Annotated in this window: 28 protein-coding genes; 14 read left to right on the top strand and 14 right to left on the bottom strand. The window is 61.7% G+C overall.

Annotated features, from left to right (window positions below; genetic code table 11):
- Positions 1-6 precede the first annotated feature (6 nt).
- Both KBW81_RS12545 and KBW81_RS12540 read right to left on the bottom strand, forming a co-directional pair.
- Entirely contained in the window at positions 7-726 is a 720-nt protein-coding gene (locus tag KBW81_RS12545; protein ID WP_254247397.1) for a GNAT family N-acetyltransferase, read from the bottom strand.
- Entirely contained in the window at positions 723-1,445 is a 723-nt protein-coding gene (locus KBW81_RS12540) for a competence/damage-inducible protein A (RefSeq protein ID WP_254247396.1), read from the bottom strand. Before KBW81_RS12540 ends, KBW81_RS12545 begins: the two co-directional genes overlap by 4 nt.
- Between KBW81_RS12540 and sfsA the strand changes: the two genes are divergently transcribed.
- The 4 genes from sfsA to KBW81_RS12520 all read left to right on the top strand — a co-directional run bounded on the left by sfsA (position 1,414) and on the right by KBW81_RS12520 (position 5,402).
- On the top strand, positions 1,414-2,184 hold the full coding sequence (sfsA, locus tag KBW81_RS12535) for a DNA/RNA nuclease SfsA (protein ID WP_367305293.1): 771 nt from the start codon (positions 1,414-1,416) through the stop codon (positions 2,182-2,184). The two genes, KBW81_RS12540 and sfsA, sit on opposite strands and share 32 nt — an antisense overlap.
- 65 nt (positions 2,185-2,249) lie before the next feature.
- Entirely contained in the window at positions 2,250-3,119 is an 870-nt protein-coding gene (gene map, locus KBW81_RS12530) for a type I methionyl aminopeptidase (protein ID WP_254247395.1), read from the top strand.
- Entirely contained in the window at positions 3,116-4,273 is a 1,158-nt protein-coding gene (locus KBW81_RS12525) for an MFS transporter (protein ID WP_254247394.1), read from the top strand. The genes map and KBW81_RS12525 overlap by 4 nt, the downstream gene beginning before the upstream one ends.
- A 91-nt stretch (positions 4,274-4,364) precedes the next feature.
- Entirely contained in the window at positions 4,365-5,402 is a 1,038-nt protein-coding gene (locus tag KBW81_RS12520; RefSeq protein ID WP_254247393.1) for a TRAP transporter substrate-binding protein, read from the top strand.
- Positions 5,403-5,442: 40 nt separating this feature from the next.
- On the opposite strand, the gene KBW81_RS12515 is transcribed toward KBW81_RS12520, so the two are convergent.
- From KBW81_RS12515 to KBW81_RS12505, 3 genes are read right to left on the bottom strand one after another with little or no spacing between them, the layout of a single operon-like run.
- Positions 5,443-6,084: an HAD family hydrolase gene (locus KBW81_RS12515; RefSeq protein WP_254247392.1), complete on the bottom strand. Its 642-nt coding sequence runs from the start codon at positions 6,082-6,084 to the stop codon at positions 5,443-5,445.
- Positions 6,081-6,635 carry a 16S rRNA (guanine(966)-N(2))-methyltransferase RsmD gene (gene rsmD / locus KBW81_RS12510; RefSeq protein WP_254247391.1) on the bottom strand — a complete coding sequence of 185 codons (555 nt, stop codon included), beginning with the start codon at positions 6,633-6,635 and terminating at the stop codon, positions 6,081-6,083. Before rsmD ends, KBW81_RS12515 begins: the two co-directional genes overlap by 4 nt.
- The gene (locus tag KBW81_RS12505) at positions 6,632-7,843 is read right to left on the bottom strand and encodes an NAD(P)/FAD-dependent oxidoreductase (protein ID WP_254247390.1); all 1,212 of its coding nucleotides are present in this window, start codon (positions 7,841-7,843) and stop codon (positions 6,632-6,634) included. Before KBW81_RS12505 ends, rsmD begins: the two co-directional genes overlap by 4 nt.
- Before the next feature lie 84 nt (positions 7,844-7,927).
- On the opposite strand from KBW81_RS12505, the gene KBW81_RS12500 reads away from it, so the two are divergent.
- Positions 7,928-8,419 (top strand): peroxiredoxin, encoded by a 492-nt coding sequence (locus KBW81_RS12500; RefSeq protein WP_254247389.1) that lies wholly within the window; start codon positions 7,928-7,930, stop codon positions 8,417-8,419.
- 100 nt (positions 8,420-8,519) lie between these two features.
- On the opposite strand, the gene KBW81_RS12495 is transcribed toward KBW81_RS12500, so the two are convergent.
- The 8 genes from KBW81_RS12495 to KBW81_RS12460 form a co-directional block, all read right to left on the bottom strand.
- Complete coding sequence (locus KBW81_RS12495) at positions 8,520-9,149, bottom strand: hypothetical protein (RefSeq protein ID WP_254247388.1); 630 nt, start codon at positions 9,147-9,149, stop codon at positions 8,520-8,522.
- Positions 9,150-9,308: 159 nt separating this feature from the next.
- Positions 9,309-10,160, bottom strand: coding sequence for a mechanosensitive ion channel family protein (locus tag KBW81_RS12490; protein ID WP_090186992.1), 852 nt, complete (start codon positions 10,158-10,160; stop codon positions 9,309-9,311).
- Complete coding sequence (locus KBW81_RS12485) at positions 10,161-10,448, bottom strand: 4a-hydroxytetrahydrobiopterin dehydratase (RefSeq protein WP_254247387.1); 288 nt, start codon at positions 10,446-10,448, stop codon at positions 10,161-10,163.
- The gene (locus KBW81_RS12480) at positions 10,445-11,623 is read right to left on the bottom strand and encodes a GNAT family N-acetyltransferase (protein ID WP_254247386.1); all 1,179 of its coding nucleotides are present in this window, start codon (positions 11,621-11,623) and stop codon (positions 10,445-10,447) included. The genes KBW81_RS12485 and KBW81_RS12480 overlap by 4 nt, the downstream gene beginning before the upstream one ends.
- Positions 11,624-11,654: 31 nt before the next feature.
- Positions 11,655-12,404 carry a glycerophosphodiester phosphodiesterase family protein gene (locus KBW81_RS12475; protein WP_254247385.1) on the bottom strand — a complete coding sequence of 250 codons (750 nt, stop codon included), beginning with the start codon at positions 12,402-12,404 and terminating at the stop codon, positions 11,655-11,657.
- Complete coding sequence (locus KBW81_RS12470) at positions 12,404-12,865, bottom strand: RidA family protein (protein ID WP_090186981.1); 462 nt, start codon at positions 12,863-12,865, stop codon at positions 12,404-12,406. Before KBW81_RS12470 ends, KBW81_RS12475 begins: the two co-directional genes overlap by 1 nt.
- A gap of 61 nt (positions 12,866-12,926) precedes the next feature.
- A complete protein-coding gene (locus KBW81_RS12465; RefSeq protein ID WP_090186978.1) occupies positions 12,927-14,231 on the bottom strand; it encodes an HlyD family type I secretion periplasmic adaptor subunit in 1,305 nt (434 codons plus the stop codon).
- Complete coding sequence (locus KBW81_RS12460; protein ID WP_254247384.1) at positions 14,228-15,973, bottom strand: type I secretion system permease/ATPase; 1,746 nt, start codon at positions 15,971-15,973, stop codon at positions 14,228-14,230. Before KBW81_RS12460 ends, KBW81_RS12465 begins: the two co-directional genes overlap by 4 nt.
- A 222-nt stretch (positions 15,974-16,195) precedes the next feature.
- Between KBW81_RS12460 and KBW81_RS12455 the strand changes: the two genes are divergently transcribed.
- The gene (locus KBW81_RS12455; protein ID WP_254247383.1) at positions 16,196-16,624 is read left to right on the top strand and encodes a hypothetical protein; all 429 of its coding nucleotides are present in this window, start codon (positions 16,196-16,198) and stop codon (positions 16,622-16,624) included.
- Between the two features lie 8 nt (positions 16,625-16,632).
- Here KBW81_RS12455 and KBW81_RS12450 read toward each other — a convergent pair whose 3' ends face one another.
- On the bottom strand, positions 16,633-18,771 hold the full coding sequence (locus tag KBW81_RS12450; protein ID WP_254247382.1) for a transglycosylase domain-containing protein: 2,139 nt from the start codon (positions 18,769-18,771) through the stop codon (positions 16,633-16,635).
- Between the two features lie 273 nt (positions 18,772-19,044).
- On the opposite strand from KBW81_RS12450, the gene KBW81_RS12445 reads away from it, so the two are divergent.
- The 8 genes from KBW81_RS12445 to KBW81_RS12410 all read left to right on the top strand — a co-directional run bounded on the left by KBW81_RS12445 (position 19,045) and on the right by KBW81_RS12410 (position 26,220).
- Positions 19,045-19,383: a P-II family nitrogen regulator gene (locus KBW81_RS12445; protein WP_090186969.1), complete on the top strand. Its 339-nt coding sequence runs from the start codon at positions 19,045-19,047 to the stop codon at positions 19,381-19,383.
- A gap of 30 nt (positions 19,384-19,413) precedes the next feature.
- On the top strand, positions 19,414-20,781 hold the full coding sequence (gene amt / locus KBW81_RS12440; protein WP_090186966.1) for an ammonium transporter: 1,368 nt from the start codon (positions 19,414-19,416) through the stop codon (positions 20,779-20,781).
- Positions 20,782-20,895: 114 nt separating this feature from the next.
- Positions 20,896-21,309, top strand: coding sequence for a bleomycin resistance protein (locus KBW81_RS12435; RefSeq protein ID WP_254247381.1), 414 nt, complete (start codon positions 20,896-20,898; stop codon positions 21,307-21,309).
- 163 nt (positions 21,310-21,472) lie between these two features.
- A complete protein-coding gene (locus KBW81_RS12430) occupies positions 21,473-21,811 on the top strand; it encodes a P-II family nitrogen regulator (RefSeq protein ID WP_090186960.1) in 339 nt (112 codons plus the stop codon).
- Between the two features lie 25 nt (positions 21,812-21,836).
- Positions 21,837-23,147 (top strand): ammonium transporter, encoded by a 1,311-nt coding sequence (locus KBW81_RS12425; protein ID WP_090186956.1) that lies wholly within the window; start codon positions 21,837-21,839, stop codon positions 23,145-23,147.
- Positions 23,148-23,244: 97 nt separating this feature from the next.
- The gene (gene dgcN / locus KBW81_RS12420; protein ID WP_254247380.1) at positions 23,245-24,246 is read left to right on the top strand and encodes an N-acetyltransferase DgcN; all 1,002 of its coding nucleotides are present in this window, start codon (positions 23,245-23,247) and stop codon (positions 24,244-24,246) included.
- A gap of 80 nt (positions 24,247-24,326) precedes the next feature.
- Positions 24,327-25,292 carry an N-acetyl-D-Glu racemase DgcA gene (dgcA, locus tag KBW81_RS12415; protein WP_254247379.1) on the top strand — a complete coding sequence of 322 codons (966 nt, stop codon included), beginning with the start codon at positions 24,327-24,329 and terminating at the stop codon, positions 25,290-25,292.
- A gap of 67 nt (positions 25,293-25,359) precedes the next feature.
- A complete protein-coding gene (locus tag KBW81_RS12410; protein WP_254247378.1) occupies positions 25,360-26,220 on the top strand; it encodes a D-amino-acid transaminase in 861 nt (286 codons plus the stop codon).
- Positions 26,221-26,367: the final 147 nt, after the last annotated feature.

Genomic DNA, 26,367 nt, shown 5'->3' with positions numbered 1-26,367 from the left:
TGTCGGTCATAAACTCTCCTGCGGGGCAGCGCGGTAATGGTAGCGGGCAGCTTCGCCCAAGCCGAGCCCTGCGTAAAGGGCGTTGGCACCCCCGTTGGCTGCGGTCACCAGCAGAGCGAACTGATCTGCCCCTTGCCGCTGTGCCCAGCGGGCGGCGGCGCGGGTCAGGTGCTGTGCAAGACCCTTGCGGCGGTGGTCCGGTGTGATTTCCAGCGCGTGAAGCATGGCGATGCCGTCATGAATCGCAACGAACAGCGTGCCCGCTGGCCGGTCGTCGATCCGCCCAAAGATCGTGGTTTTCGGCCCCTGCACCCGGTCCATGATCGCCAGCCTTGGGGGGCTAATGCCGCCGCCTGCCCAGATATCGCGCTGCGCGGCCAGCGGCGGCCAGACGGTAAAGGCGGTGACAGGGGGCACGGGATCGGCGGTCAGGGCGGCGGTTGGGCAGGCGCGGATCAAGGTTTCGTCCCGCTTGATATAGCCCCCCTCCGCCAGCAACGCGTCCAAGGCATCCTCGCCGGGGCGGATCATGAACAGCGCCTCTTGCCCCGCTGCGCGCATGGCATCTGCCGCAACGCTGATGTCTTGCGCACGAACAGGTCCATTTGCGGTCGCCGCACTGACGCGGTTGCCGCCACCCGTGCCGCTGCGCAGGGTCCACGGGCCGACCTGCTGCACCGCAGCGGCAGGCCAAGTGGCGTCAATCACCGCGCCCCAGTCGGTCATGCGGGGAACAGCGCCTGCAACTGGGCCATCGCCGCCGCGACGCGGGTCTGATCGGTGCCGCGAATGACGATGTTGGTGCCGTAGGCCCCGTCCTTTTGGAACGGGTAGGACCCCAGCGACAGGTCAGGATGATCCGCCGCGATCTGCGCCAATGGCGCGGCGACATCGCCTTCACCGCGCATAATGCGCCAGTTTTCCGACAATAGCGGGGCGCCGTGCGCCAGCTTGCTGATCACGCTCGCTACCATCGCCTCGAACACGGATGGCACGCCGGCCATGACGTTGACGTTTTTGATGGTAAAGCCCGGCGCGGTGCTGACGGGGTTGTCGATCAGGGCCGCGCCGTCGGGAATACGGGCCATGCGCAAACGCGCCTCGTTCAGGGTCGTGCCTGCGCGGTCGTAATGCGCCTGAAGCAGCGCGCGGGCATCGTCGCGCACGCCGACATGCGCGCCAAAGGCTGCGCCCATCGCGTCTGCGGTGATGTCGTCATGCGTTGGGCCAATGCCGCCGCTGGTAAAGACGTGATCATAGGCGTCCGACAGCGCCTTTACGGCCGCGACAATAGCAGGCTGGTCGTCGCTGACGACGCGGGCCTCTTTCAGGTCAATGCCGACGTCGGTCAGCGCCTTGGCCAGATAGTTGGTGTTGGAATCGCGGGTGCGGCCTGACAGGATCTCGTCTCCGATGACCAACATGGCGGCGGTGGGGTTTGACATGGACTTCTCCTTGGGTTCGCCTGTTGGTATAGCCCGCCGCATGGACTTTGCCACGCCCCTGATCCCCGCCACGCTGATCCGCCGCTACAAACGGTTTCTGGCCGATTGCACGCTGCCGGATGGGCAAGAGGTGACGGCCCATATCCCCAATCCCGGCGCGATGACCGGCACCGCTGTGCCCGGCAGCCGCATCTGGCTAGAGCCGAACGACAATCCTAAGACCAAGCTTGACTACGGCTGGCGGCTTCTGGAACTGGGGACCGATTTCGTCTGCGTTGATACCGCGCTGCCCAACCGCATCGTGGGCGAGGGGCTGCGGGCCGGACGGGTCCCGGGGCTGGAAGGCTATACCGAGGTCAGATCAGAAGTACCCTACGCCGATAAAAGCCGTGTGGATTTCCTGCTGACGGGCGGCGGCCCTGATTTGTATCTAGAGGTTAAAAGCGCCAATTTTTGCCGGACCGCGCCGCTGGTTGAATTTCCCGACAGCAAAACCCTGCGCGGCGCGCGGCATATGGCGGATCTGGCGCAGATGGTGGCATTGGGGCACCGCGCGATGGTGTTTTACCTGATCACCCGCACCGATTGCACCCGCGCCGGCATCGCCCGCGACATCGACCCAGCCTACGGCGCAGCCTTTGACGCCGCCCGCGCAGCAGGGGTGGAGGTGCTGGCAATGGATTGCAATATCACCCCGCAGGGCATCACATTAGGCGAAGTGCGCAGCGTGAATCCCTGACGGGGTGGCCGTGCGGCATAAAAAGCCCTATGTGGGCGATAGACAGCAAGTACAGGTATGACGCGATGACCGACACCACACAACTCACCCGCGACGGCATCCGGCTGCACGCGCTTTCGGACTTTGGCGGCATGAACCGCGCAGGACGCCTTGCCGCGCAAATCCTTGACGATATTGCCGATCACGTCGTGGTCGGCCAGACAACAAGCAAGCTGGACCAGCTGATCACCGAATGGGTAGAGCAAGCAGGCGCGACCTCTGCCACCATCGGCTATCGCGGCTATCAGCACGCCAGCTGCATTTCGGTGAACCACGTCGTGTGCCACGGCATCCCCGGCGCGCCGATCCCCAAGGCCAAAGACGAGACGATTTCGAAAAATCTTGAAAAGCGCCGCGATGACGACAAGCTGAAAGACGGCGATATCCTGAACATCGACGTCACCGTCATCGTAGATGGCTGGTACGGCGACACCAGCCGCATGTATGTCGCCGGAACCGCGTCGCCCAAAGCGGCCCGCTTGATCGAGGTCACGCACGACTGCCTGATGCTTGCGATCGAGGCGGCAAAGCCCGGCAATACCTTTGGTGATATCGGCCATGCGATCCAAGCCTACGCTGAATCCCAGCGCTGTTCGGTTGTGCGCGATTTCTGCGGCCACGGCCTTGGCCGCGTGTTCCACGCCCCGCCAAACGTGCTGCACTATGGCCGCGCTGGCACCGGCCCGGTGCTAGAGGAAGGCATGTTTTTCACCATCGAGCCGATGATCAACTTGGGCCGCCCTGAAACGCAGGTCCTGATCGACGACTGGACTGCCGTGACCTTTGACAAGTCGCTGTCGGCCCAGTTCGAACATTCCATCGGCATCACCGCGCAAGGCTGCGAGGTCTTTACGACATCGCCCGCCGGACGGTTCTACCCGACGCAAGTGGAGTGACCACGCCGCCTCGGCTGATCCCGGTCCTGTCGGCGGCGAATTTCGTCATCGGCATGGGGGCCTTTGTGCTGATCGGCATGCTGACACCCGTGGGCCAGGATTTCGGCATCGCGCCGGGCCGCACGGGCTGGCTGATGACGACCTATGCGCTGGCCTACGCCGTGCTGTCGCCGCTGCTGGTGTCGCTGACCGGAACGGTCGGGCGCAGGCGTGTGCTGGCCTATGCGCTGACCGGGTTTGCCGTTGCAAACCTGCTGTCGGCCATCGCGCCGACGGAATTCACCTTGCACCTGACCCGCATTTTGGCCGCCGCTGGCGCTGGCATGCTGACGCCCGTCAGCGCGTCTGTCGCCGCTGGCCTGTCAGCGCCCGAACGCCGCGGCAAAGCGCTGGCCGCTGTCATCTTCGGCCTATCGCTGGCGCAGGTGCTGGGTGTGCCAGCGGGCAGTTTCATCGCCTATACCTTTGGCTGGCGCGCGGCCTTTGTCGTTGTGGCGCTGCTGGCCCTGCCGATCATCCCGTTGATCTGGCGCACTGTGCCAAGCGGCCTCGCGTTTCAAACGGTCACCTTGCCAGAGCTGGGGCGCACCCTGCGCGACGGTCCCACGATGCTGGCCGTTAGCTTTACCGCGACGTTCCTTGCGGCGGCCTATGTGCTTTATACTTACCTTGCGCCATTGCTGGAACAGACCATGGGCTATGGCCGCGATGGGATCACCGCGATCTTGCTGGTGTTTGGCGCGGCGGCGGTCATCGGGAATCTGGCGGGCGGTGCGATTGCGGACCGGATCGGGCCATTCCGCACATTGCTGATCTTGTGCGCAGGCCAAGTCGCGACCCTGCCGCTGTTTTCCCTAATGCCGCTGCCCAGCCCCGCGCTGGTGGCGCTGATCGCGCTGTGGTCGCTGTTCATCTGGTCGATGATGGCAGGCCAGCAGATGCGGATCATCGCCCTGCGCCCCGCCGCTGCGCCCATCGTTTTGGCACTGAACGCCGCTGCGATTTACATCGGCGCGGCCGCTGGATCGGCGATTGGCAGCGTTGTCATGGGCATCGGCGGCGTGCAGGCACTGGGCCTTGGCGGCATGGCTGTGGCATTGCTGGCGACTGGGCATATCTTGTGGTCAGAGCGGCTGAGCGGCAAAAGATCCTGATCCCCACTTGCAATCCATTCGCAACTGACCCATATCAATGTCACCACTAGCGGTGGCACCCCCCCAACATCACCAATTCAAGGATGCAGTTATGCACCAGTCTTTTGCTGCCGCTTTTGCGGCCACGCTTGCCCTGTCCACCCCCCTTGCCGCGCAAGAGGTCACGCTGCGCTTTCAGCACTTCGTGTCCCCCGCCAGCGCGAACCCGACCTATTTCATGCAGCCTTGGGTCGACGCGGTCGAGGCGCAGTCGAATGGCCGCATTAAGGTCGAACTCTACCCCTTCATGCAGCTGGGCGGGTCCGCGACCAGCCAGTATGATCTGATCCGCGACGGCGCCATTGACGGCGGCTGGGTCATCCCGTCGTACGAACCCGGCCGTTTCCCCGAAGCCGAGGCGCTGGAACTGCCCTTTATGACGCCCAAGTCGGGCGAAGAGGCGTCCGACGCCGCGTGGCATTACACCCAAGCGCATCTGATGGATGACTTCGCTGACATCCACCTGATTGCGGCCCATATGCACGGCCCCGGCATCATCCACAAAAAAGGCGCAGCCCCGCAAACCATCGAAGATATGGCAGGCGTCAAGCTGCGCGGCCCGTCGCGCCCCGCCACGGACCTGCTGACCGCCATGGGCGCGCTGCCCGTCGGCATGCCGGTCCCGTCCTTCACAGAGGCGCTGTCGCGCGGCGTGGTTGATGGCGGTGTGATCACATGGGAAATGGCCCCCAGCCTGAAACTGGACGAACTGACGGACAGCCACACCGACGTCGCTGGCGATGACGCGCTGTATAACCTGTATTTCCTGTGGGCGATGAACAAGGACGTCTATGACGCGATGCCTGCCGATTTGCAGGCGGTGATCGACGCCAATTCCGGCCTGATGGCCAGCCGCTGGGCAGGCAAGGCGCATGACATCGGCGACGCTGAAGGCCGCATCGTGATGGAAGACGCCGGCAACGAAATCGCCGTGCTGTCGCCCGACGAAACAGATCGCATTAAGGCGCTGGGCGAGGACGTTCGCGCAACTTGGATCGCCGACATGGACGCCAAAGGCTTTGACGGGGCGGCCTTGGTCCAAGATGCCACCGACGCCATGACTGCCGCGCGCGGCACAGCGACAGAGTAACCGATTTAAGCGCCGCCCGGGTTTCACGGGCGGCGCTTTTTTACAGGTTCAGCGCCGCTGCGATCTGATCCATATGCGTCACGGGTACTGCCGTATGGCCACCGGCCCGCGCAGCGCCGCCTTCAGCGACATAGGCGAAGCAGCCGCATCTCGCTGCCGCCGCCGCATCCCAACCCGCAGGCATATCGTCAATCATCCACGTCGCCACTGGCGCAGCGCCCGCCACATCCATGGCGTGCAGCAACATCGCGGGGGCGGGTTTGGGCGCATAATCGTGGCCCGAATAAATCCGCCCGGCAAAGCGGTCCAGCAGGCCAGACGGCGTCAACGACACCTTCATCTTGGCCAGCGGCCCGTTCGACGCGATGGCCGTCGGGATCCCTGCGGCATCAAGCTTGTCCAGCAGATCCACTACGCCGGGCATCACATCAACGCCAAGCGCGAGCGCCGCAAACACTTCGTCATAGGTCTGGTCTAGCCAGTTGCCGGGCAGGTCCGCACCCATGCGCCGGGCCTCTTCACCGATGCCCATCAGGGTGCCACCGCCAAACATCTTGTGCACCATGTCGGGCGCGATGCTAAGCCCATAGCGTGCAAGGTTGGCCGAGATGACGCGGTCCGTCGTCGGCTCTGTGTCCACCAGCACGCCATCGCAATCGAAAATCACCAGTTCAGGTGTCATATCGCCTCCATCAGCGTGATCCATGTGTCGCCGTAGCGGCGTGTGTCGAGGGATTTGAACCCTTGCGGCGCGATCTGGGTACTGCGTTCTTCCCAGACCACGACCGTGCCCGCTGCGATCCAGCCTGCCGCCCGCGCCGCGCGCAGGGCGGGCAGGCCGAGGTGGTGGTCATAAGGCGGATCAAGAAACACCAGCCCGCACACTTTTCCAGGTGGCAAAGTGTCGGCGCGGCAGCGCAGGACGGTGCAGTCGGCCCCGCGCTTTACCTTGGCGATATTACCCGCAATCAGCCCCTGCGCGACCTTGCCGTCATCGACGAATGTGACGTGGGATGCGCCGCGCGATAGTGCCTCTAGCCCCAGCGCGCCGGTCCCTGCGAACAGGTCCAGCACCGCCGCGCCCCGGATCGGATCGCCAAAGCGGCCGCCTTGCAGCACGTTGAACAAGCTTTCCCGCACGCGGTCCGTGGTAGGGCGCAGATGCGCGCCTGCGTCGCCTGCGCCGACGGGAACCAGCGCCGTGCCGCGGTGTGTGCCTGCGATAATCCTCATGGGCGCAGCAAGGCCTTCATATCCGTGCTCGGGTCGATCACCACACTTGGCGCAGGGCTGATGCGGCCCTCTATCAGGCGCTTGCCGACCATGTAATTGCGCACGTCCGACATGGCGTCGATGGCGATCAACTGATCGCCTTTGTAATACCAATGCGACCGGGCCAGCCCGTCGCCCGGTTTGACATAGACGTCGGTATAACCGGTATTCAGCCCCGCAATTTGCAGTTTCACATCGTATTGATCCGACCAGAACCACGCCGCAGGCTGATAGGTCACATCATGCCCCAACAAGTTCTGCGCGACGATTTCCGCCTGATCAATCGCATTGCCCACACTTTCAATCCGCACGCGCCCGCCCGGCACTGGGGTAGAGGCGCAATCGCCCGCCGCCCAGATATGTGGATCCGATGTGCGGCCATGGGCGTCGCAGGCAATGCCGTTATCCAGCGTCAGCCCGGCCCCGTCCGCCAATTCCGTTGCAGGCGCAATCCCGACGCCGACCACGGCAAAATCGATATCCAGCGTGGTGCCATCCGCCAGTTCGGCCCCTGTGACCGCGCCGTCGCCCGTCAGCCGCACAAGGCCGCTCCCTTCGCGGATATCGACACCGTGGCTGCGGTGCAGATTGCGGAAATAGTCAGAGGTTTCGGGGCAGGCGACGCGCTGCAAGATACGCTCTGCCGCTTCGACCAGCGTGACCGTGACGCCGCGCTTGGCCGCCACCGCTGCCGCCTCTAGCCCGATATAGCCGCCGCCGACGATCAAACAGCGCGCGCCTTCCTTGAAGTGCGGTGCCATCGCGTCCGCATCCGCCAGATCGCGCACGGCAAAGACGTTGTCCAAGCTGCCGCCAATACTGGCGGGCAGGGTGCGCGGCCATGCGCCGGTGGTCAGCACCAGATCGTCGTAGTCCAGCACATCGCCGCCGCTCATCGTCACCTGCTTCAACGTCGCATCAACGCCAACAGCCCTTGTGCCCAGCCGCAGGGTCACGCCGTTATCCGCATACCAGGCCGGGGGCCGGAAAAAGAGCCGGTCCTGCGCCATGTCACCCAGCAAATACGCCTTGGACAGGGGCGGGCGCTGATAAGGGGCGTGCGGTTCGCCGCTGACCAGTGTGATTCCGGACGTCACGCCATTCGCCACCAGCTTGCCAATCAAAGCCGCCGCCGCTTGACCGCCGCCAATCACCAAAATCCTGCGCATATCGTGACTTCCCTCTACTGGCCCTGTCGCCGCGCACCCTATATGCCTATGCGTGACAGAGGCAATTCAGATAGGGAAACGCTTATGACCATCACAACAGGTGACACGCTGCCGGATGCCAGCGTTCTGACCATGGGCGCTGATGGCCCGCAGTCCGTCGCGATGGCGGACAAACTTAAGGGCCGCACCGTCGTCATCTTTGGCCTGCCCGGCGCCTATACCGGCACCTGCACCACGGCCCACGTCCCCAGCTTTATCCGCACGCTGCCGCAGCTAAAGGACAAAGGCGTGGACGAGGTGATCTGCATCTCCGTCAACGACCCTTTCGTGATGAAGGCTTGGGGCGATGCGACCGGCGCGATTGACGCAGGCATCACCATGCTGGCCGACGCCGAGGCGACATTCACCAAAGCTATCGGCATGGAATTCTCTGCGCCGCCCGTCGGCTTTGTGAACCGGTCCAAGCGCTATGCGATGCTGGTCAAGGACGGTGTCGTCACCATCCTGAACGAAGAGCCCGGCCCCGGCCAATGCGACATCTCTGGCGGGGAAAGCCTGCTGGACGCGATGGCCTAAGCCTTGCACGCTTGAACGACAAAGGGGCCGTGCAATGCGCGGCCCCTTTTTGTATGCGACTTTGCCGCGGCACCAACAAAAGTGGTCAATTCTGCCGACGTCAGGCCGCGCGAAGGCCCGCGTCGTTCCGGCCCCATTTGCAGATCGCGAAAATCAGCGACAGCGCAAAGCAAAGCTCCAGTATCTCCTCTACAGCAGTCCAGATTGGCGCATCTGCATATGGCAGCGTCACGCCGATCGCGGCCAACTGCCTGTCGGCCCCATCGACCAAAACCGACGCAACCGCAAAGCAAACTCCGCCGGCGATGGCCCAGGCCCAGCCTTGACCGTTCCGCAACGCATGAATGAGAGGCCGCGTCCCGCGCATCACAAGCAGCACGAGCGTTAATAGTATGCCGCCCATGGCAGCGGCTGACACGCCCTTTTGCCACAGCGGGGCTGCGCTGGTAAAGATTTTGGTCTGCAGCAGGCCGGGCGTAAAGAACGCGTCATGCACGTCCAATTCGCGCAGGCAGAACAGAACGAAGACTGTCGGAATTGGCCACCAATGGCGCCATGCGTCCTTTGGCATGCGCCAAAGTGAAAGCACAGCGCCAAGCGCGAATACAATCAGCCCCGCCAGCTCGACCATACCGCTTTCAGATGTCAGGGTAATTTCCCATCCAACCCACAGTGTCGATACAATCAAGCTGCACGCGACAAGGACACAGATTATAAGAAACAAGCGCATAGATATCTTACTTTTAGGAAGGATGATTTTTGTGCTGCAGCGCCACATCGCCGCGCCGTATGACCCCGCGACAGATAGCATAAATCGACGGCCGAGGCATTAAGCATTCCGGCGGGGGCCATCCATCGCACGGCCCCCGCGTTTTGGCACAGTCCTGCGTTAGTCGTCGTCCTTGGCCATGATCATCGTCCGGGTCGGAAAGGGGATGTCGATGCCAGCGGCGTCCAGCGCCTCTTTGACCTTGCGGGTCATGTCAGCCTGATACTGGAAATAATCCGTCCGCGCGCACCAAACGCGCACCAGAAAATCAACAGAGGATGCGTTCAGATTGTTCACCTGAATGAACGGCTCTGGATCAGACAGGCTGCGCGGGTCGGCCATGATCGTGTCGATGATCGCGCGCTCTGCATCGGCCAGATTGGCCCCATAACCCACGCCAATCGTCCATTCAGCCCGGCGCTGGGGATAGACGGAATAGTTCACGATCGTATTGCCCCAAACCTCGGAATTCGGGATGATGATCTGCACGTTTCCGATGCTCGCCATCTCGATATAGTTGAGGTTAATTGCCTTTACCGTACCGCTTTCATCATCAATCGTGACGAAATCACCCAGTTTAATCGGGCGGAAAAAGATGATCATCACACCCGCCGCGATGTTCGACAGCGTGCCTTGCAGGGCCAAACCAATGGCCAAACTGGCTGCACCGATGATCGCAACAACGCTTGTTGTCTGCACACCAAAGGTGTTCAGCACGAAGAGGAACGAAAATCCGATGATGACGTAGCGGACGATATTGCCCAAGAAAATGAACAGCGTCTCGTCCAAATGCTTGTGGTTGCGCCCAATATTTTCGATGCGGCGCGACACCCAGCCGCCGACGGTAAAGCCGACAATCAGGATGATAATCGCAGTCAGGACCGACCCCACGGCAGATGCAATGAATTCGACAGTCAGCACATCCATAATCGATGTGCCGTTAATGATCGGTGTCGTTAGCAGGTTTTCCATTTAACCCTCCGCAAGCTGGTCCATCTTTTTTGCCAGTTTGGCATCTAGGGCGGTCAGACCGTCTGCGTCATGTGTGGTCAACGCGACCTCTACAGTTTTGTAAACGTTGGACCATTCGGGGTGATGGTTCAGCTTTTCCGCATGCATTGCGACCTGTGTCATCCAGCCAAAGGCCTGCACGAAGTTTTTAAACTCAAAGGTCTTGGTGATCGCCTCGCCATCGTCGGCCAATGCCCAGCCAGCAGCCTGCAGCGGGGCGATGTCGTCTTGGGTCAGTTTGTCAGTCATTGCTGTTCCTCTCTTTTGTCGCGTTTGAACGGACCGTAGGCGGTCAGCACTTCGATTTCTTCGTCCACCGCGCGGGTTTCCGCGATCAAGTAACGCGCAATCGCGTCACGGAAAGCTAAATCCCCAATCCAGTGCAAGGAATGCGTCGCAACGGGTAAGTATCCGCGCGCCAGCTTATGTTCGCCCTGCGCGCCAGCCTCAACCCGAGAGAGGCCGTTTTTGATCGCGTAATCAATGGCTTGGTAGTAGCACAGTTCAAAGTGCAACGAGGGGTAATATTCCGTGCTGCCCCAATAGCGGCCAAAAAGCGTTTCGCGCCCGATAAAGTTCAGCGCCCCCGCCACGGGCCGGCCATCGTTCATCGCCAGCACCAACAGCATGTCATCGCGCAGACTTTCCTGCGCGCAGTCAAAGAACGCCCGCGTCAGATAGGGGGTGCCCCATTTGCGGTTGCCAGTATCTTGGTAGAACCGCCAAAATGCGTCCCAATGTTCGGGCTGAATATCATTGCCCGTCAGCGCCAAGATCTGCCCGCCAAACCCCTGCGCCTCTGCCCGTTCGCGGCGGATGTTCTTGCGCTTGCGGCTGGACAGATCGGCCAGAAATCCGTCGAAATCGGCGTAGTCCCGGTTCACCCAATGAAACTGCTGACCCACGCGGGACATCAAGCCCATCTCCGCACCCGCCAAGGCTTCGGCTTCGGTGCAGAATGTGATGTGCAGCGACGACAGCTCGTTATCCGACGCAACCTGCACCGCGCCTTGGATCAGCGCGGACATGCCCATCGCCTCGAACCCCGGACGGGTTAGAAAACGACGGCCTGTGGCGGGGGTAAAGGGCACGGCAATCTGCAGCTTGGGGTAATAAGCGCCGCCCGCGTTCTCGTAGGCCTGCGCCCAGTTGAAATCAAAGATGTATTCGCCCTGGCTGTGGCCCTTGGCGTACATCGGCGCGCAGGCAATCACCTGCCCATCGGCGCGCGCAACAAGGTAACGCGGCTGCCAGCCGGATCTGCCGCCGACGGAGCCGCTGTCCTCTAACGCCTTCAAAAAGCGATAGGTCGTGAATGGATCCTCGGGCCGCCCGCCCTCCGGGTTGGCGCAGGCGTCCCAGTCGCTGGCAGAGATTTCCGCCAGCGACGGGTGCAGGGTGATTTCGATCGTGGGGGTGTTCATGTCGCCTTAACTGGTGGCAAAGCGCCGGGGGTCAAGCGTCATATCCCTCGAACGTGATGTTATCGGCATATTGCCGGGCGGCGGCGGCGTCTTCGGCCGATCGGATCGTCCAGCACAGAATGGCCGCGCCTTGGGTGTTCAGCTCTGCCACGCGGGGCTGATTCAGTTCCTTGTGATAGTGGCTGATAAAGCTGGCCCCGACGTGATCGTAGTCGGGAATCAGGCTCAGCCGTTCCAGTGTGGGCTGCGCAATTGTTGGCCAATCGGTCGGATTGAACGACCCCGTCGTCAGCCCGCGCGGCACATCTGGTAGCAGCCGCGCCATTTCGGCCATGGCATGCGGGTTGAACGACATCACCGCGACCGGGCCTTTGTAGGCTTCCAGCACTTGCGCCACAGCCTTGCCCATCGGGCCTGTATTAGGGCCAAGACCGCCGTCTTGATCCTTCAGCTCGATCAGCACAGGCACGCGGCCCGCCACCAGATCCAGCACCTGCGCCAGCGTCGGAATCGTCGTGCTGTCACCCATCAGCGGGATCATCGCCAACTGCGCCGAGGACCGCTGCGCGAGCGGTCCTTGTTCAATCGTCAGCCGTCGCAGGTCATAATCGTGAAACACCATTGGCACGCCGTCGCTGGCCAGCTGCACGTCAATCTCTATCCCGTAACCATGTGTAATGGCGGATTTGATTGCGGTCAGACTGTTTTCCACCCGGCCGTGCGCCTTGTCGTGATGGGCACGGTGGGCCAGCGGACGGGCCAGAAAAGACTTCGGCAGCATCAAGCGATCTCGAACACGGCTTCAATTTCGACCATGACGCCCATCGGCAACCCGGCCACACCCACGGCAGAACGGGCGTGATGCCCTTTTGCGCCCAGCGCCGCGACAAGGAAATCGCTGGCCCCGTTGATGACCTTGGGCTGGTCGGTGAAATCAGGTGTGCAGTTGACCATGCCGACCAGTTTCACAACGCGCACCAAGCGGTCCAGATCGCCGCCACATGCCTTTTTCAACTGCGCCAGCAAGCTGATCGCACAGGCCTTGGCCGCCGCTGCGCCGGTGTCGATATCAACGCCGTCGCCAAGCTTGCCCACCATCAGGCCATCCGGACCCTGCGAAATTTGGCCGGACACCCAGACCTGATTGCCGGTCTGCACAAAGGGGACGTAGTTCGCCGCGGGGGCAGGGGCGTCTGGCAGTGTCACGCCCATTTCGGTCAGCTTCGTTTCAATCATGCTCATGGCTTCGGCCCTTGTCTGGTGGATTTGCCAGACCCTAGGCCGCAGCGCGGGCGGCGTCCATCTAGGACTCGCGGAATGCCTTGGCAAAATAATCCGCAAAGGGTTTCAGGAAGTAATTCATCGGCGTGCGATCTGCTGTGCGGACATAAGCCTCGACCGGCATGCCGGGGATCAGGGTCATGCCTTCGGGCAGTTTTTCGATCTCTCCTTCGTCCATGCGCACTTCGGCGCGGTAGAAGGACGCGCCGTTCTGTTCGTTCTGAAATGCATCGGCCGACACCTGCGTCACATGGCCCGTCAGTTCCGGCGTGCGGCGCTGATCAAATGCGGAAAAGCGCAGAATCACATCCTGCCCTAGATGGATTTGATCAATATCCGTCACCTGCACCTGCGTCGCAATCACCAGCGGGCGATCCTGTGGCACCAGATACAGCAGCGGATCAGCCGCGCGAATGACGGATCGCGGCGCAAAGACGTTCAGCCCGTAAACCACACCGCTAAGCGGCGCGCGGATATCGAGCCGGTCAAGTTGTTGGCGCAGCGTGCGGCGGCGTTCGGACAGTTCAAGTTCGTTGTATTGTAAATCGCGCAGGCGCGTGATCGCCTCTTCCCGACGGGTGCTGGTGAGGCCAAGCACCTGAATTTCAATCTCTGTCCGGCGCTCGGCCGCCTGCGCGGCCTGCGCAGTCAATTCGCCAACTTGGCCTTTCATGTTGGACGCCTCGCGCCGCAGGGCCAGCACGCGGCTGGCCTGTGCAAGACCGCGATCCAGCAGGCTTTGCTGATCGGCCAGCTCTTCTTCGATCAAGGCGGTCTGTTCGGTCATCGCCTGTTGCTGGGCCGTGATGCCATCGATTTGGCTGGCGATCTGCATCTCTTGTTGCTGCAACTGATCGGTGGCTTTCAGCAGGCTATCAAGGCGCGCCTCGAACAGGCGCGACTGGCCTTCGGTTAAATCGGCGGCGGCTTCGCCAGCCTCTTGCAGCAGGGGATTGAATGTCAGTTCGGCCGCGCCGTCACGCTCTGCCTCGAACCGGGCGCGGCGCGCGAGGATTTCGTAAAGCTGGCCTTCGACGACAGCCAGCTCGCTGACAATGTTTGACGAATCCAGCTTAATCAGCAGATCGCCAGCCTGCACCTCTTCACCCTCATCGACTAGGATCTCTTCGACGACGCCGCCATCGGGGTGCTGAATGACCTGCCGATTGCGGTCTACTTCGATCTGGCCATGCGTAATGACGGCCCCGGTCAGGTTGGCAAAGACGGCCCAAGTGCCAAAGCCGCCAACCAAAACGATGAGCGCAATAAGGCCAGTCACCATCGGCTTGGTCGCCGACCAGCGGTTGCGGGGATCTGCGTTTGTCATTGCACGCCCCCCGCTTGGCCGGTGGTCGCGGTGATTTGCTGGGCGTTGCGCAGCACGTCTTTCATCACTTCATCCTTGGGGCCAAAGGCGCGGCGGGTGCCGTTTTCGATCACGAGCAGCATGTCGCATTCCTGAATAGCTGCCGGGCGGTGCGCCATGATAAACACAGCCTTACCTTCTGATTTCGCGACCTTAATCGCATTGTTCAACGCCACAGAGCCATCGTTGTCCAAGTTGCTGTTCGGCTCGTCCAATACAAGAATCACCGGATCGCCGTACATGGCACGCGCCAGCCCGACGCGCTGTATCTGCCCCCCCGACAGCCGCCCGCCATTTGCCGTGACCCGGGTGTCATAGCCGTCGGGCAGTTTCAGGATCATGTCATGTGCCGCCGCCTTTTTCGCGGCGCGCACGACGGCGGCGTCATCAGGTGTCATCGACATGCGGGCGATGTTTTCCTTAATCGTGCCGTCAAACAACTGCACCCGCTGCGGCAGATAGCCGATATACTGCCCCAGCGTATCGGCATCGTATTGTTCCAGCGATGCGCCATCCAGCCGGATTTTCCCGCCCGCAGGCCGCCAAACGCCAATTAACGCCCGCGCCAGCGTCGATTTGCCCGCGCCAGATGTACCAATGACGCCAACGGCTTGGCCCGGCTGCACCTCGAAACTGATCATGCGCAGGCTGGCTTGCTGTTCGCCGGGTGGCACCACGGTCACATTTTCGGCTGTCAGGATTGCGCGAGGGGCGGGCAGGGCGGTGCGGGCTTCGTCCTCTGACACAGACCCCAGCAGGCGCGACAGACGCGTCCAGCCTTCGCGGCCCTTTTGAAACACAGCCCATTGGCCGACGATCATCTCGATCGGGGCCAGCGCACGGCCCATCAGGATCGATCCGGCGATCATTGCGCCTGCGGACAACACGCCTTCTAGGACCAAAAGTGCGCCAAGACCCAGCATGGCGGATTGCAGAAATAAGCGGAACGTGCGGGTCATCGCGGTGAATGTGCCCGCCGAATCCGCAGCCCCGATTGTCGCATCAAGCGACGCGCCGCGCGCGATCTGCCAGCGATCAAAGGCCGCGCCGCGCATGCCAAGGGCGTGAACGAGTTCGCTTTCGCTACGGATCTGCGCGCCCAGCGCTTCTGACTGGAATGACGCGGCATTTGCGGTTTCCAGCGGCTTTTTCGTGCTCATTTGGTTGGCGATGGCCACCACGACAAGCACGGCACCGCCCACAATCGCCAAAATCCCCAGCGCCGGGTGAAAGATGAAAATACCTAGGAAAAACAAAGGTGTCCACGGCAGGTCGAACACCGCCATCAGGGCGGGGGACGTGATCAACCGCTGCACCGCTTCCAGATCGCGCAGGGCGGTGCGCGCCTCTTCGGGTGGGCGGCTTTGATTGCTCGCGCGCAAAGACGCAGCAAAGACGCGGCGATCTAGGCGGGCCTGAAACCGGGCCCCCAGCCGCCCCATCACACGGCCGCGCACGAAATCAAGAATACCCATCATACCGTATAAAAACGCGACCAGCACCGACAGTGCGATCAGCGTTTCTAGGCTACGGCTGCCCAGCACGCGGTCGTAAACGTTCAGCATATACAGCGGGCCGGTCAGCATCAGCAGGTTGACGAAAAAGCTGAAGATCGCGACGGACCAATACAATGGCCGCCCTTCGCGCCGGACGGCGGCTAGTTCTGCTGCGCCGCGCTGGACGGCCTGATCATTGCTACGCATCGCGTCACACCCTTTATAAGGCTGAGGAACAGCCCTAACATATTGTAACCAGCAAACTTCGTGATCACACCTGATTTCTGCGCTGATCCGGGTGCGCGTGATACTGTCGCCACAACCTAAAGCGGACGGGGTTAATAAATCGCTGCCGCAGCCAAGAGGTGACAGGTGCAAAAGGGGACGCTAGTGTCACCGGCGCAGCTATGACGCGGTGCAGGAGCAGCGATGAAAACGATCCTTAGTGCGACGATCTTGTCTGTGTTTGGTGCGCAAGCCGCGCTGGCCGGACCCTATGACGGGGTCTATAAACAGGCCGCGAATGCCGAATGCGCCATGATTGGCGTGGATGGCGGGGCGGTGCGGATCGCGGATGGCATCTTTTACGGGGTCGAAGTCGAATGCCGCATGGCTGACCCCGTTAACGTCCTGGACATGGATGCGCTGCTATACACGATGCAATGCAGTGGTGAGGATCAGGTTTTTTCCGAACGCGCGATGTTGATGAACAAGGCCGAAGGCAATGGGATCATCATGGTCTGGGACGGCTATGCCTTTGTCTATGACCGCTGCCCAGAGCCGGGCGCAGTTGTCGTGGACGGGCCTGTAACGGATGATGCGGCAGCGCCGGTCACCGACGCCGCCGCAACCGAATAGGGCGGGGGTTAATTCCCCAGACCGCCCAGAATGTTGTTCAGCACATCCATGATCTGACCGTCAGCGACGATGCCAGTGTCTTCTAGCACGCCGCCTGTCGTGCTGGGGCCGGGGATGTCCATCGGCAATGGCTTTGGAGTCTCTCCGGTCACGACGCGCGACATCGTTGCCTGCCAGATTTCCGCAGGCAAACCGCCGCCTGTGACGCCGGTCATCGGGCTGTTGTCGTCGTAACCCATCCAGACGCCGATCACGTAATCAGCATTAAACCCAATAAACCACGCATCGCGCGCGCTGTTCGTGGTGCCAGATTTGCCCGCCAGTTCCCACCCGGGGATCTGCGCCCGCGTGCCGGTGCCGCGTGCGACGACTTGGGACATCATGTAAGTCAGCTCGCGCGCTGCGCTTTGCTGGATGACGCGTTCCTGCAAGCCTGTGCCGATATTGTCCATCAGCGGTTCGGTTTCGCCCTTAAGCCGCAGATCAATCAACCCGTAGGGCTGCACCGCAGAGCCGCCGTTCAGGATACCCGCAAAGGCCCCTGACATCTCGAGCAGGGTGCTTTCAGACACGCCCAGCGCCAGCGCGGGACCGGCGGCCAGATCGCTTTCGATGCCGAATTTCTGCGCAACTGTTCGCACCAGATCGCGGCCAACTTCTTCTGACAGCAAAATCGCAGGAATGTTGCGGGATTCGTATAGGGCCTGCGTCAGGGTGATCGGGCCCTTGAACTTGCGGTCATAGTTTTCGGGGACCCATGGGCCAGAGCCGGGCACGTTAATCGTCAGCGGCGCGTCGTCGATCATGTCGTTCGGGCTGAACCCCAGGTCAAGCGCCGTGGCGTAGATAAAGGGCTTAAAGGCCGATCCTGGCTGCCGCCGCGCCTGCGTCGCGCGGTTAAACACGCCGGACGCCCGCACATCGCGCCCGCCGACCATGCCGCGCACTGCGCCGTCCGCGCTCATCACGATCACAGCGGCCTGCGCTTTGGAGCTTGGCTTCAGCTTGGTTTCAAAGATGCTGGTCAGCGCCGTTTCCGCCGCCGTCTGAATGCGCTGGTCCAGCGACGTGCGGATCACCACGTCTTCGGTCGTGTCGCGGGTAAAGAAATCGGGGCCTTGTTCCATTACCCAATCGGCAAAGTATCCACCCGCCCGCGCCTGTGCCGCCTGAGACAGCTGCGCCGGACGCGCGCGCGCATCGCTCGCTTGCTCTGGCGTGATATAGCCCTGATCTTCCATCAGCCCGAGCACGATATTCGCCCGGTCCACCGCGCGCTGCATGTTATTCGTCGGCGCATAGCTGGTCGGTGCCTTCAAAAGACCTGCCAGCATCGCGGATTCCGCAGGGTTCACATCGGCCGATGATTTGCCGAAATAACGGTTGGCGGCGGCTTCAAAGCCCCGGCTACCCGCACCCAGATAGGCGCGGTTGAAGTAGATCGTCAGGATATCTTCCTTGGAATAGGCGACTTCCATCCCCATGGAATAAATGGCTTCTTTGACCTTGCGCCAGATCGTCGTGCGGCGGCAGTCGTCCTCATAGGCGGCCTCTGTCTTCCACGTCGCCGCGTCGTAGGGCACGCCAAGGCAAAGCAATTTCGCCACCTGCTGCGTGATGGTCGAACCGCCGTTACCCGACAGCGGGCCGCGCCCTTCGCTTAGGTTGATGCGCACAGCGCTGGCGATGCCGCGCGGGCTGATGCCGAAGTGGCCATAGAACCGCTTATCCTCGGTCGCGACCACAGCGTCGTGTAGATAGCGCGACACGGAATCCGCCGTCACCATCCCGCCAAACTGGTCGCCGCGCCACGCAAAGACTGCGCCGTCCCGGTCCAGCAGTGTCACCGACCCCTTGGTGCGGGCGTCCACGATCGCCTCGATCGGGGGCATTTGCGACGCAAAATACAGCACGCCTGCGCCGATGAGCAGCGCGACCACGACCCCCAGCTTCCACGTCAGGCGCAGGATCAGGCGCAGCGCCCATGTGAACGGGAACAGGATCCACCCCACCAGACCGCGCTTGCGCGGAGCGGCTTTCTTGCGGCTCGCACGCTTTTTAGGCGCAGGTTTTGCCCGCTGCTCTGCCTGTGCGTTATAGCGCCGCTCTGCAACGAGTGGTTTTCCTGATTTTGGTGGTCGTGCCATCGGCTGCCCGGTCCGTCTTTTTGTGCATTTTGTCGGTTATACCGACGCAGCCCCGTGTTGTCCCGCGCTGTTGCCGATTCTGTTGCCGCTTTTTTATGTGGCTTAATAATTGGGCAGTTCGCGCTTTTTGTGCAAAAATTGTGCAACATTACGCGTTTTCACCCCCGTTGCCCTGCCAGTTTCCTTGTCACTTTGGCGTCCCTGCGCCCTTTTCTTAGGCATCCGCATCGCCGGGGGCTGGGTCTCCGCCATAGGGAACGAGGGAAACAAGACGTGAAACTGATTATTGCAACGATCAAACCGTTCAAGCTCGAGGAGGTCCGCGAGGCGCTGACCTCGATCGGCGTGCGCGGCATGATGGTGTCCGAGATCAAGGGCTTCGGCGCCCAGTCCGGTCACACCGAAATCTATCGCGGGGCTGAATACGCCGTGAACTTCGTGCCGAAGGTCAAACTGGAAATCGTCGTCTCTGACGCGATGGCAGAGCAGGTCGTCACCACGATCGCACAGACCGCCAAGACCGACAAAATCGGCGACGGCAAGATCTTTACCCTCGACGTCGAAGGCGCCCTGCGCGTCCGCACCGGCGAGCTGAACGACGACGCGCTGTAAAAGCCGCTTCCAAAAGGGACATTTCATCCGATGAACAAGACACTTCAAAAAGCACTACTGGTCGGGGCCGCATTTGCCGCCTTGCCCGTGGTGGCCTTTGCGCAGGATACCACTGCCGTAGACGCCGCCGCCGATGTGGTAGAGGCCGCGGCCCCGACCTTTGACGAAATCGGCCCCTACATCATGACCACGCTGCTGTTCTTGATCGGCGGCTTCTTGGTGATGTGGATGGCCGCTGGTTTTGCCATGCTAGAGGCAGGCCTTGTCCGGTCCAAGAACGTCACCACCCAGCTGACCAAGAACGTCGCGCTGTTTGCCATCGCGGGCATCATGTATTGGCTGATCGGCTACGGCATCATGTATCCGGGCGACGACTGGACGATCACGGGCTACCTTGGCAACCTGTGGTCCCCGGCCTCGCTGGAACCTGTCGGCCTTGCTGCTGCTGACGCTGATCTGGGCTACGCCTCTGTCGCATCTGACTTCTTCTTTCAGTTGATGTTCTGCGCTACGACCGCATCCATCGTGTCCGGCACCTTGGCCGAGCGCGTCAAACTGTGGCCCTTCCTTGCCTTCACAGTTGTCCTGACCGGTGTCCTGTACCCGATCGAGGCATCGTGGCAGTGGGGCGGCGGCTGGTTGTCCGAGATGGGCTTCTATGACTTCGCCGGCTCCACCCTTGTGCACGCCGCTGGTGGTTTCGCAGCGCTGGCCGGTGCCATCGTGCTGGGTCCACGGATCGGTCGCTACAAGGACGGCAAGTCCTTCCCGATGCCGGGTTCCAACCTTGCACTCGCCACACTGGGTACGTTCATCCTGTGGCTGGGTTGGTTCGGCTTCAACGGCGGCTCGCAGCTGGCAGCTGGCACCGTGGGCGACATCACTGACGTGGGCCGCATCTTTGCGAACACCAACATGGCAGCCTCTGCCGGTGCGATCGCAGCCTTGGTCCTGACGCAGCTGATGTACGGCAAGGTTGACCTGACCATGGTGCTGAACGGCGCGCTGGCTGGCCTCGTGTCCATCACCGCAGGTCCGCTTGACCCATCCCTGTTCGGCGCACTGCTGATCGGCGCTGTGGGTGGCGGTATCGCAGTCGTGGTCGTGCCGATGCTGGACAAGCTAAAGATCGACGACGTCGTCGGTGCGATCCCGGTCCACTTGGTTGCTGGCTTCTGGGGCACAATGATCGTGCCATGGAACTCTGCTGACACCTCTTATGTCACGCAGTTCGTCGGCTTCGCATCCATCGGTATCTTCATGTTCGTCGTATCGCTGGTTGTCTGGCTGATCCTCAAAGCAGTCGTCGGCATCCGCGTCAGCGAAGAAGCAGAGATCAACGGCCTCGACATGCACGAACTTGGCATGGAAGCCTACCCGGAGTTCTCGAAGGGCTGACCTCCCACAGACCTTTTGAGGTGGCCCGGGCAGCAATGCCCGGGCCATTTTTGTTGGGGAGCAGGATATAGTCCTGATATAATGCCGGGTGAAAATGCAAGGGATGTGAAGAAAATGGCAAACGCGCTCGTGCCAGAATTTGCCGTCAGCAACTTTACGGACTCCAAATATTTCTACTGCAATATCCTAGGCTTCACGTGTGAATACGAGCGTCCGGAAGAGGGTTTTGCCTATCTGGCGCTTGGCGCAGCAGAGCTTATGATCGATCAAATCGGAACAGGGCGCACCTTTGATGATGGTCATTTGCCGGATGCGTATCCCTACGGCCGCGGGTTGAATGTGCAGATCCAAGTTGCCGACATCGCACCGATGCTGTCAGCCCTGAGCCGCGAAGACATCGCGCTTTACCTTCCGCTAGAGGATAAATGGTATCGCAAGGGTCAAGGCGAAGTGGGCAATCGGCAGTTTGTCGTGGCTGACCCAGACGGCTATCTACTTCGCTTTTTCCAATCATTGGGGCAGCGTTAAGTCCACTTCTCAAACCGCACAAAAATACAGCACATCGCCACATAACCAAGCGGCGTTAACCCATTTTGGTGTTATTTTAGGCACCCTGACAACCGAATCCCTTGTCCGCCCGCCCGCCTGGGCGGTTCCTACGCTCAAGGTGCATGGGACAAGGGAGTCTGTCATGAAACTGATTATCGCCGTCATCAAACCATTTAAACTCGACGAAGTGCGCGTCGCGCTGACCGCCATTGGCGTGCGCGGCATGATGGTGTCCGAAGTCAAAGGCTTCGGCACGCAATCCGGCCACACCGAAGTCTACCGCGGTGCGGAATACGTCGTGCAATTCGTGCCCAAGCTACGGCTTGAAATCGTCGTGCCCGATGATCTGGCCGACCAAGTTGTTGCCACCATCGCTGCCACCGCCAAGACCGACAAAATTGGCGACGGCAAAATCTTCACCCTCGATGTTGAAGGCGCCATGCGCGTCCGCACCGGAGAGACGAACGACGACGCGCTGTAGTCAGCGCTTTGGGGAAAACCGGGACATGAAACGCAATACACTTATCGGTGCCAGCGCCTTGGCCTTGCTGCCAACGCTCGCACTGGCCCAAGATGTGACCGAAACGGTCGACAAGGGCGACGTCGCTTGGATGATGACCGCGACCTTGCTGGTCCTGTTCATGATCCTGCCGGGCCTGTCGCTGTTCTACGGCGGCCTTGTGCGCACGAAAAACATGCTGTCCGTGCTGATGCAGTGCACGCTGATCACCGCGATGGTCATGGTGATCTGGGTGGTCTGGGGCTACTCCTTTGCCTTCGGCGGCAGCACATCGCCCTATTGGGGCGGCATGAGCAAGATGTTCTTGGCGGGCGTCACGCCTGACAGTCTGGCTGCGACCTTTACCGATGGCGTGATGATCCCCGAATACTTGTTCATCGCATTCCAGATGACCTTTGCGGCGATCACCCCCGCGCTGATCGTTGGTGCCTTTGCGGAACGGATCAAGTTTTCCGCCCTGATGGTCTTTGTCCTGCTGTGGGTCACCATCGTGTATTTCCCCATCGCCCACATGGTCTGGGACGCGAATGGCCTGATCTTCAACATGGGTGCCATCGACTTTGCAGGCGGCACGGTTGTGCACATCAACGCCGGTATCGCAGCCCTGTGCGGCTCGATCATGATCGGCAAGCGCGTCGGCTTTGGCCGCGACAACATGGCACCCCATTCCATGACCCTGACCATGGTCGGCGCGGCAATGCTGTGGGTCGGCTGGTTCGGCTTTAACGCCGGATCGAACCTAGAGGCGACATCGGGCGCGACGCTTGCGATGATCAACACCTTCACAGCCACCGCTGGCGGTATCCTTGCCTGGTGCGCGATTGAAGGGCTGACCCGCGGCAAAGCCTCTATGCTGGGGGCCGCATCCGGCATGGTCGCGGGCCTTGTTGCCGTGACGCCTGCTTGCGGCACCATCGGCCCGGTTGGCGCGATTGCGCTGGGCGCGATTGCCTCGGCGGTCTGTTACTTCTTTGTCGACGTGGTGAAGCGCAAAGCGGGCTATGATGACAGCCTTGACGTCTTTGGCGTGCACGGCATCGGCGGCATCGTTGGCGCCATCGGCACCGGTATCTTTACTGCCCCCGGCCTTGGCGGCACAGGCGGCGACGATTATTCCCTGCTGGGCCAGACATGGATCCAGACCGAAGCCGTCGTGATCACCATCGTCTGGTGCGGTATCGCGTCCTTGATCCTGTACAAGCTGATCGACATGACCATGGGCCTGCGCGTCACCGAAGAAGAAGAACGTATCGGCCTCGATCTATCGTCCCACGGCGAACAGGCCTACCACGGCTAATTTTTTACCGAAGATTCAAAAACGGGCGGCGTGCCGGGTGGCGCACCGCCCGTTCCCGTTCTAGGCTTTGCCCATCACCCAAACCGGAGACCATCCGATGATCCAGACCCCATACCTTTTGTTCCTTGGCGACGCGCCAGATATGCTGGCCTGCAAGGTGGCCATCGGCATCCGCGACTGGCGCCCTGATCACGCCGTCGGCCAGCTGCGTCTGCCCGAATGCCGCGCCGATCTGGGCCTGACCGACATGACGCTACAGGACGGTCTGGCCGCTGGCGCGAAAACGCTGGTTATTGGCGTCGCGAACCGGGGCGGCGTGATCTCCCCCGCGTGGCGCACCCTGCTGCTAGAGGCGCTGGCCGCTGGCTATGACATCGCGTCTGGCCTGCATAACCTGCTGCGCGACGACGCCGAACTGGTCGCCGCTGCCGTCCACCACGGCCGCATGCTGCACGACGTCCGCGTCCCCACAGTCGCCTATCCCATCGCCAATGGCATCCCGCGCAAAGGCAAGCGCGTGCTGACCGTCGGCACCGATTGCTCTGTCGGTAAGATGTATACGGCGCTGGCGATGGACGCGGAAATGAAGGCCCGCGGCCTCAAATCCTCTTTCCGCGCGACTGGCCAGACCGGCATCTTGATCACCGGTGACGGCGTGCCACTGGACGCTGTCGTCGCCGATTTCATGGCTGGCGCTGTCGAATGGCTGTCCCCCGACAACGACGACGACCACTGGGATCATATCGAAGGGCAGGGCAGTCTGTTCCACGTCAGCTATTCTGGCGTGACACTGGCGCTGGTGCACGGTGGCCAACCCGACGCGCTGATCCTCGCGCATGAGCCGACCCGGACCCATATGCGCGGCTTGCCGGACTACCAACTGCCCACGCTGGAAGCCCTGCGCGACACGGCCTTGCCGCTGGCCCGCGTCGCCAACCCGGATTGCAAAGTGGTTGGCGTATCGGTGAATACCCAGCACCTATCTGACGATGAATTCGAAGCCTATCTGGCTGAGGTTGAGGCGCGCATGGGGCTGCCTGCAGTTGATCCGTACCGTCAGGGCGCGGCGCGTTTGGTGGATGCGCTTCTGGCGGTTTAAGTGCAGCTTTGCGGTGCAAAGCAGCAGGCCTCCGGCGGGAGTATTTTTGGGCAAGATGATGGGCTGAAAGAAGGCATGGGATGAAGATTGAGGTGACGCGGGATGTGTTCGCGCTGGCGCAGGTCTTTACGATCTCGCGCGGGTCGCGGACGCAGGCGCAGGTGTTGACTGTGACGGTAAGCGATGGCGATCTGATGGGGCGCGGCGAATGCGTGCCCTATGCGCGCTATGACGAAACGCTCGATAGCGTCACGGCGCAGATTGCGGGGCTGCCCGGGGATGTGACGCGGCAGACGCTGCAAGGGCTGCTGCCCGCTGGGGCGGCGCGCAATGCCGTCGACTGCGCCTTGTGGGATTTCGAGGCAAAGCGCGCGGGGCTACGCGTTTGGGATCTAGCCGGATTGCCCGCGCCGCAGCCCGTTGTGACGGCCTATACGCTGTCCCTTGATACGCCAGACGCGATGCAGGCGCAGGCCGCCAAGAACGCGCATCGTCCGCTGCTGAAGATCAAGCTCGGCACCCCCGATGACATGGCCCGGCTGGAGGCTGTGCGCCGGGGTGCGCCGGATGCGGTCATCATCGTCGACGCAAATGAAGGGTGGACCGCCGACGTTTACAGCGATCTTGCGCCGCATCTGCTGCGCCTTGGCGTGGCTATGGTCGAACAGCCGCTGCCCGCCGGTGCCGACGATATGCTGAGCGAGATTGACCGCCCGCTGCCCGTGTGCGCCGACGAATCCTGTCACGATCGCGCCAGCCTTGCCGGTTTGCGCGGCAAGTACGACATGGTGAACATCAAGCTGGACAAGACCGGGGGCCTGACCGAGGCGCTTGCCTTGCGGACCGCAGCCATCGCGCAGGGGTTTGATGTGATGATTGGCTGCATGGTCGGATCATCGCTCGCCATGGCCCCGGCGACGTTGCTGACGGCGGGTGCGGCCTTTGTCGATCTGGACGGCCCTTTGCTGCTGGCGCAAGATCGCACCGCACCGCTGCACTTTGACGCCGCAGGCGTGCATCCTCCCCTTGCTGCGCTTTGGGGCTAAGCGCCCTCTGGACAAGCCGCGCCGCAGTCTTGATAGATACTGCCACCCAACACCGAAAGGCCTGCCCATGACCCGCACCGTCTATCTGAACGGAGAGTACCTGCCCGAGGACGAGGCGAAGATCAGCATCTTTGACCGCGGCTTTCTGATGGCCGATGGCGTCTACGAGGTCACGTCAGTGCTGGGCGGCAAGCTGATCGACTTCGAAGGTCACGCCCTGCGCCTGCAACGCTCGCTGGACGAGCTTGAAATGCAGCATCCGTCCAGCCGCGATGACCTGCTAGAAGTGCACCGCGAACTGGTTCGCCTGAACGACATCACCGACGGCATGATCTATCTGCAGATCACCCGTGGCAGCGCCGGGGACCGCGATTTCGCCTATCCGTCCAAGGACACTGCGCCCACAATCGTGCTGTTCACGCAGGCCAAGCCGGGCATGGCCGACAGCCCCATGGCCAAGACGGGGATGAAGGTCATCAGTATCGCCGACCAGCGCTGGGGCCGCCGCGATATCAAAACCGTGCAGCTGCTTTATCCGTCCATGGGCAAGATGATGGCCAAGGCCGCTGGCTGCGATGACGCTTGGATGATCGAAGACGGCGCCGTCACCGAAGGCACGTCCAACAACGCCTATATCGTCAAGGGCAACACGATCATCACGCGCCAGCTGAGTCATGAGATCCTGCACGGCATCACCCGCGCCGCCGTCCTGCGCTTTGCGCTTGAGGCGCAGATGAAGATCGAAGAGCGCCCCTTTACCATCGAAGAAGCCCAAGGCGCGGACGAGGCGTTCATTACCTCTGCCAGCACCTTTGTGATGCCTGTCGTCGAAATCGACGGCGCGGCCGTCGGCGCGGGCACCCCCGGTCCCGTCGCCGCCCGCCTGCGCGAGATTTATCTGGACGAAAGCCGCAAGGCCGCCCTGTAACGGGGCGGGCAAAGGGGACGGCACCACCGCGCCGTCCCCTTCTTCTGGTCAAAAATACCTCGGGGTTTGGGGCGGCGCCCCAATCCGTCCTATCCTCTTGCACACCGCCGCCCGCTCATGCACCACTCGCGCAACGCCAAGCACGAA

Origin of the sequence: Loktanella salsilacus (assembly GCF_024206795.1) — a bacterium.
GTDB classification, from domain to species: Bacteria; Pseudomonadota; Alphaproteobacteria; order Rhodobacterales; family Rhodobacteraceae; genus Loktanella; species Loktanella salsilacus.
This window is presented reverse-complemented; position numbering and strand designations above follow the sequence as displayed.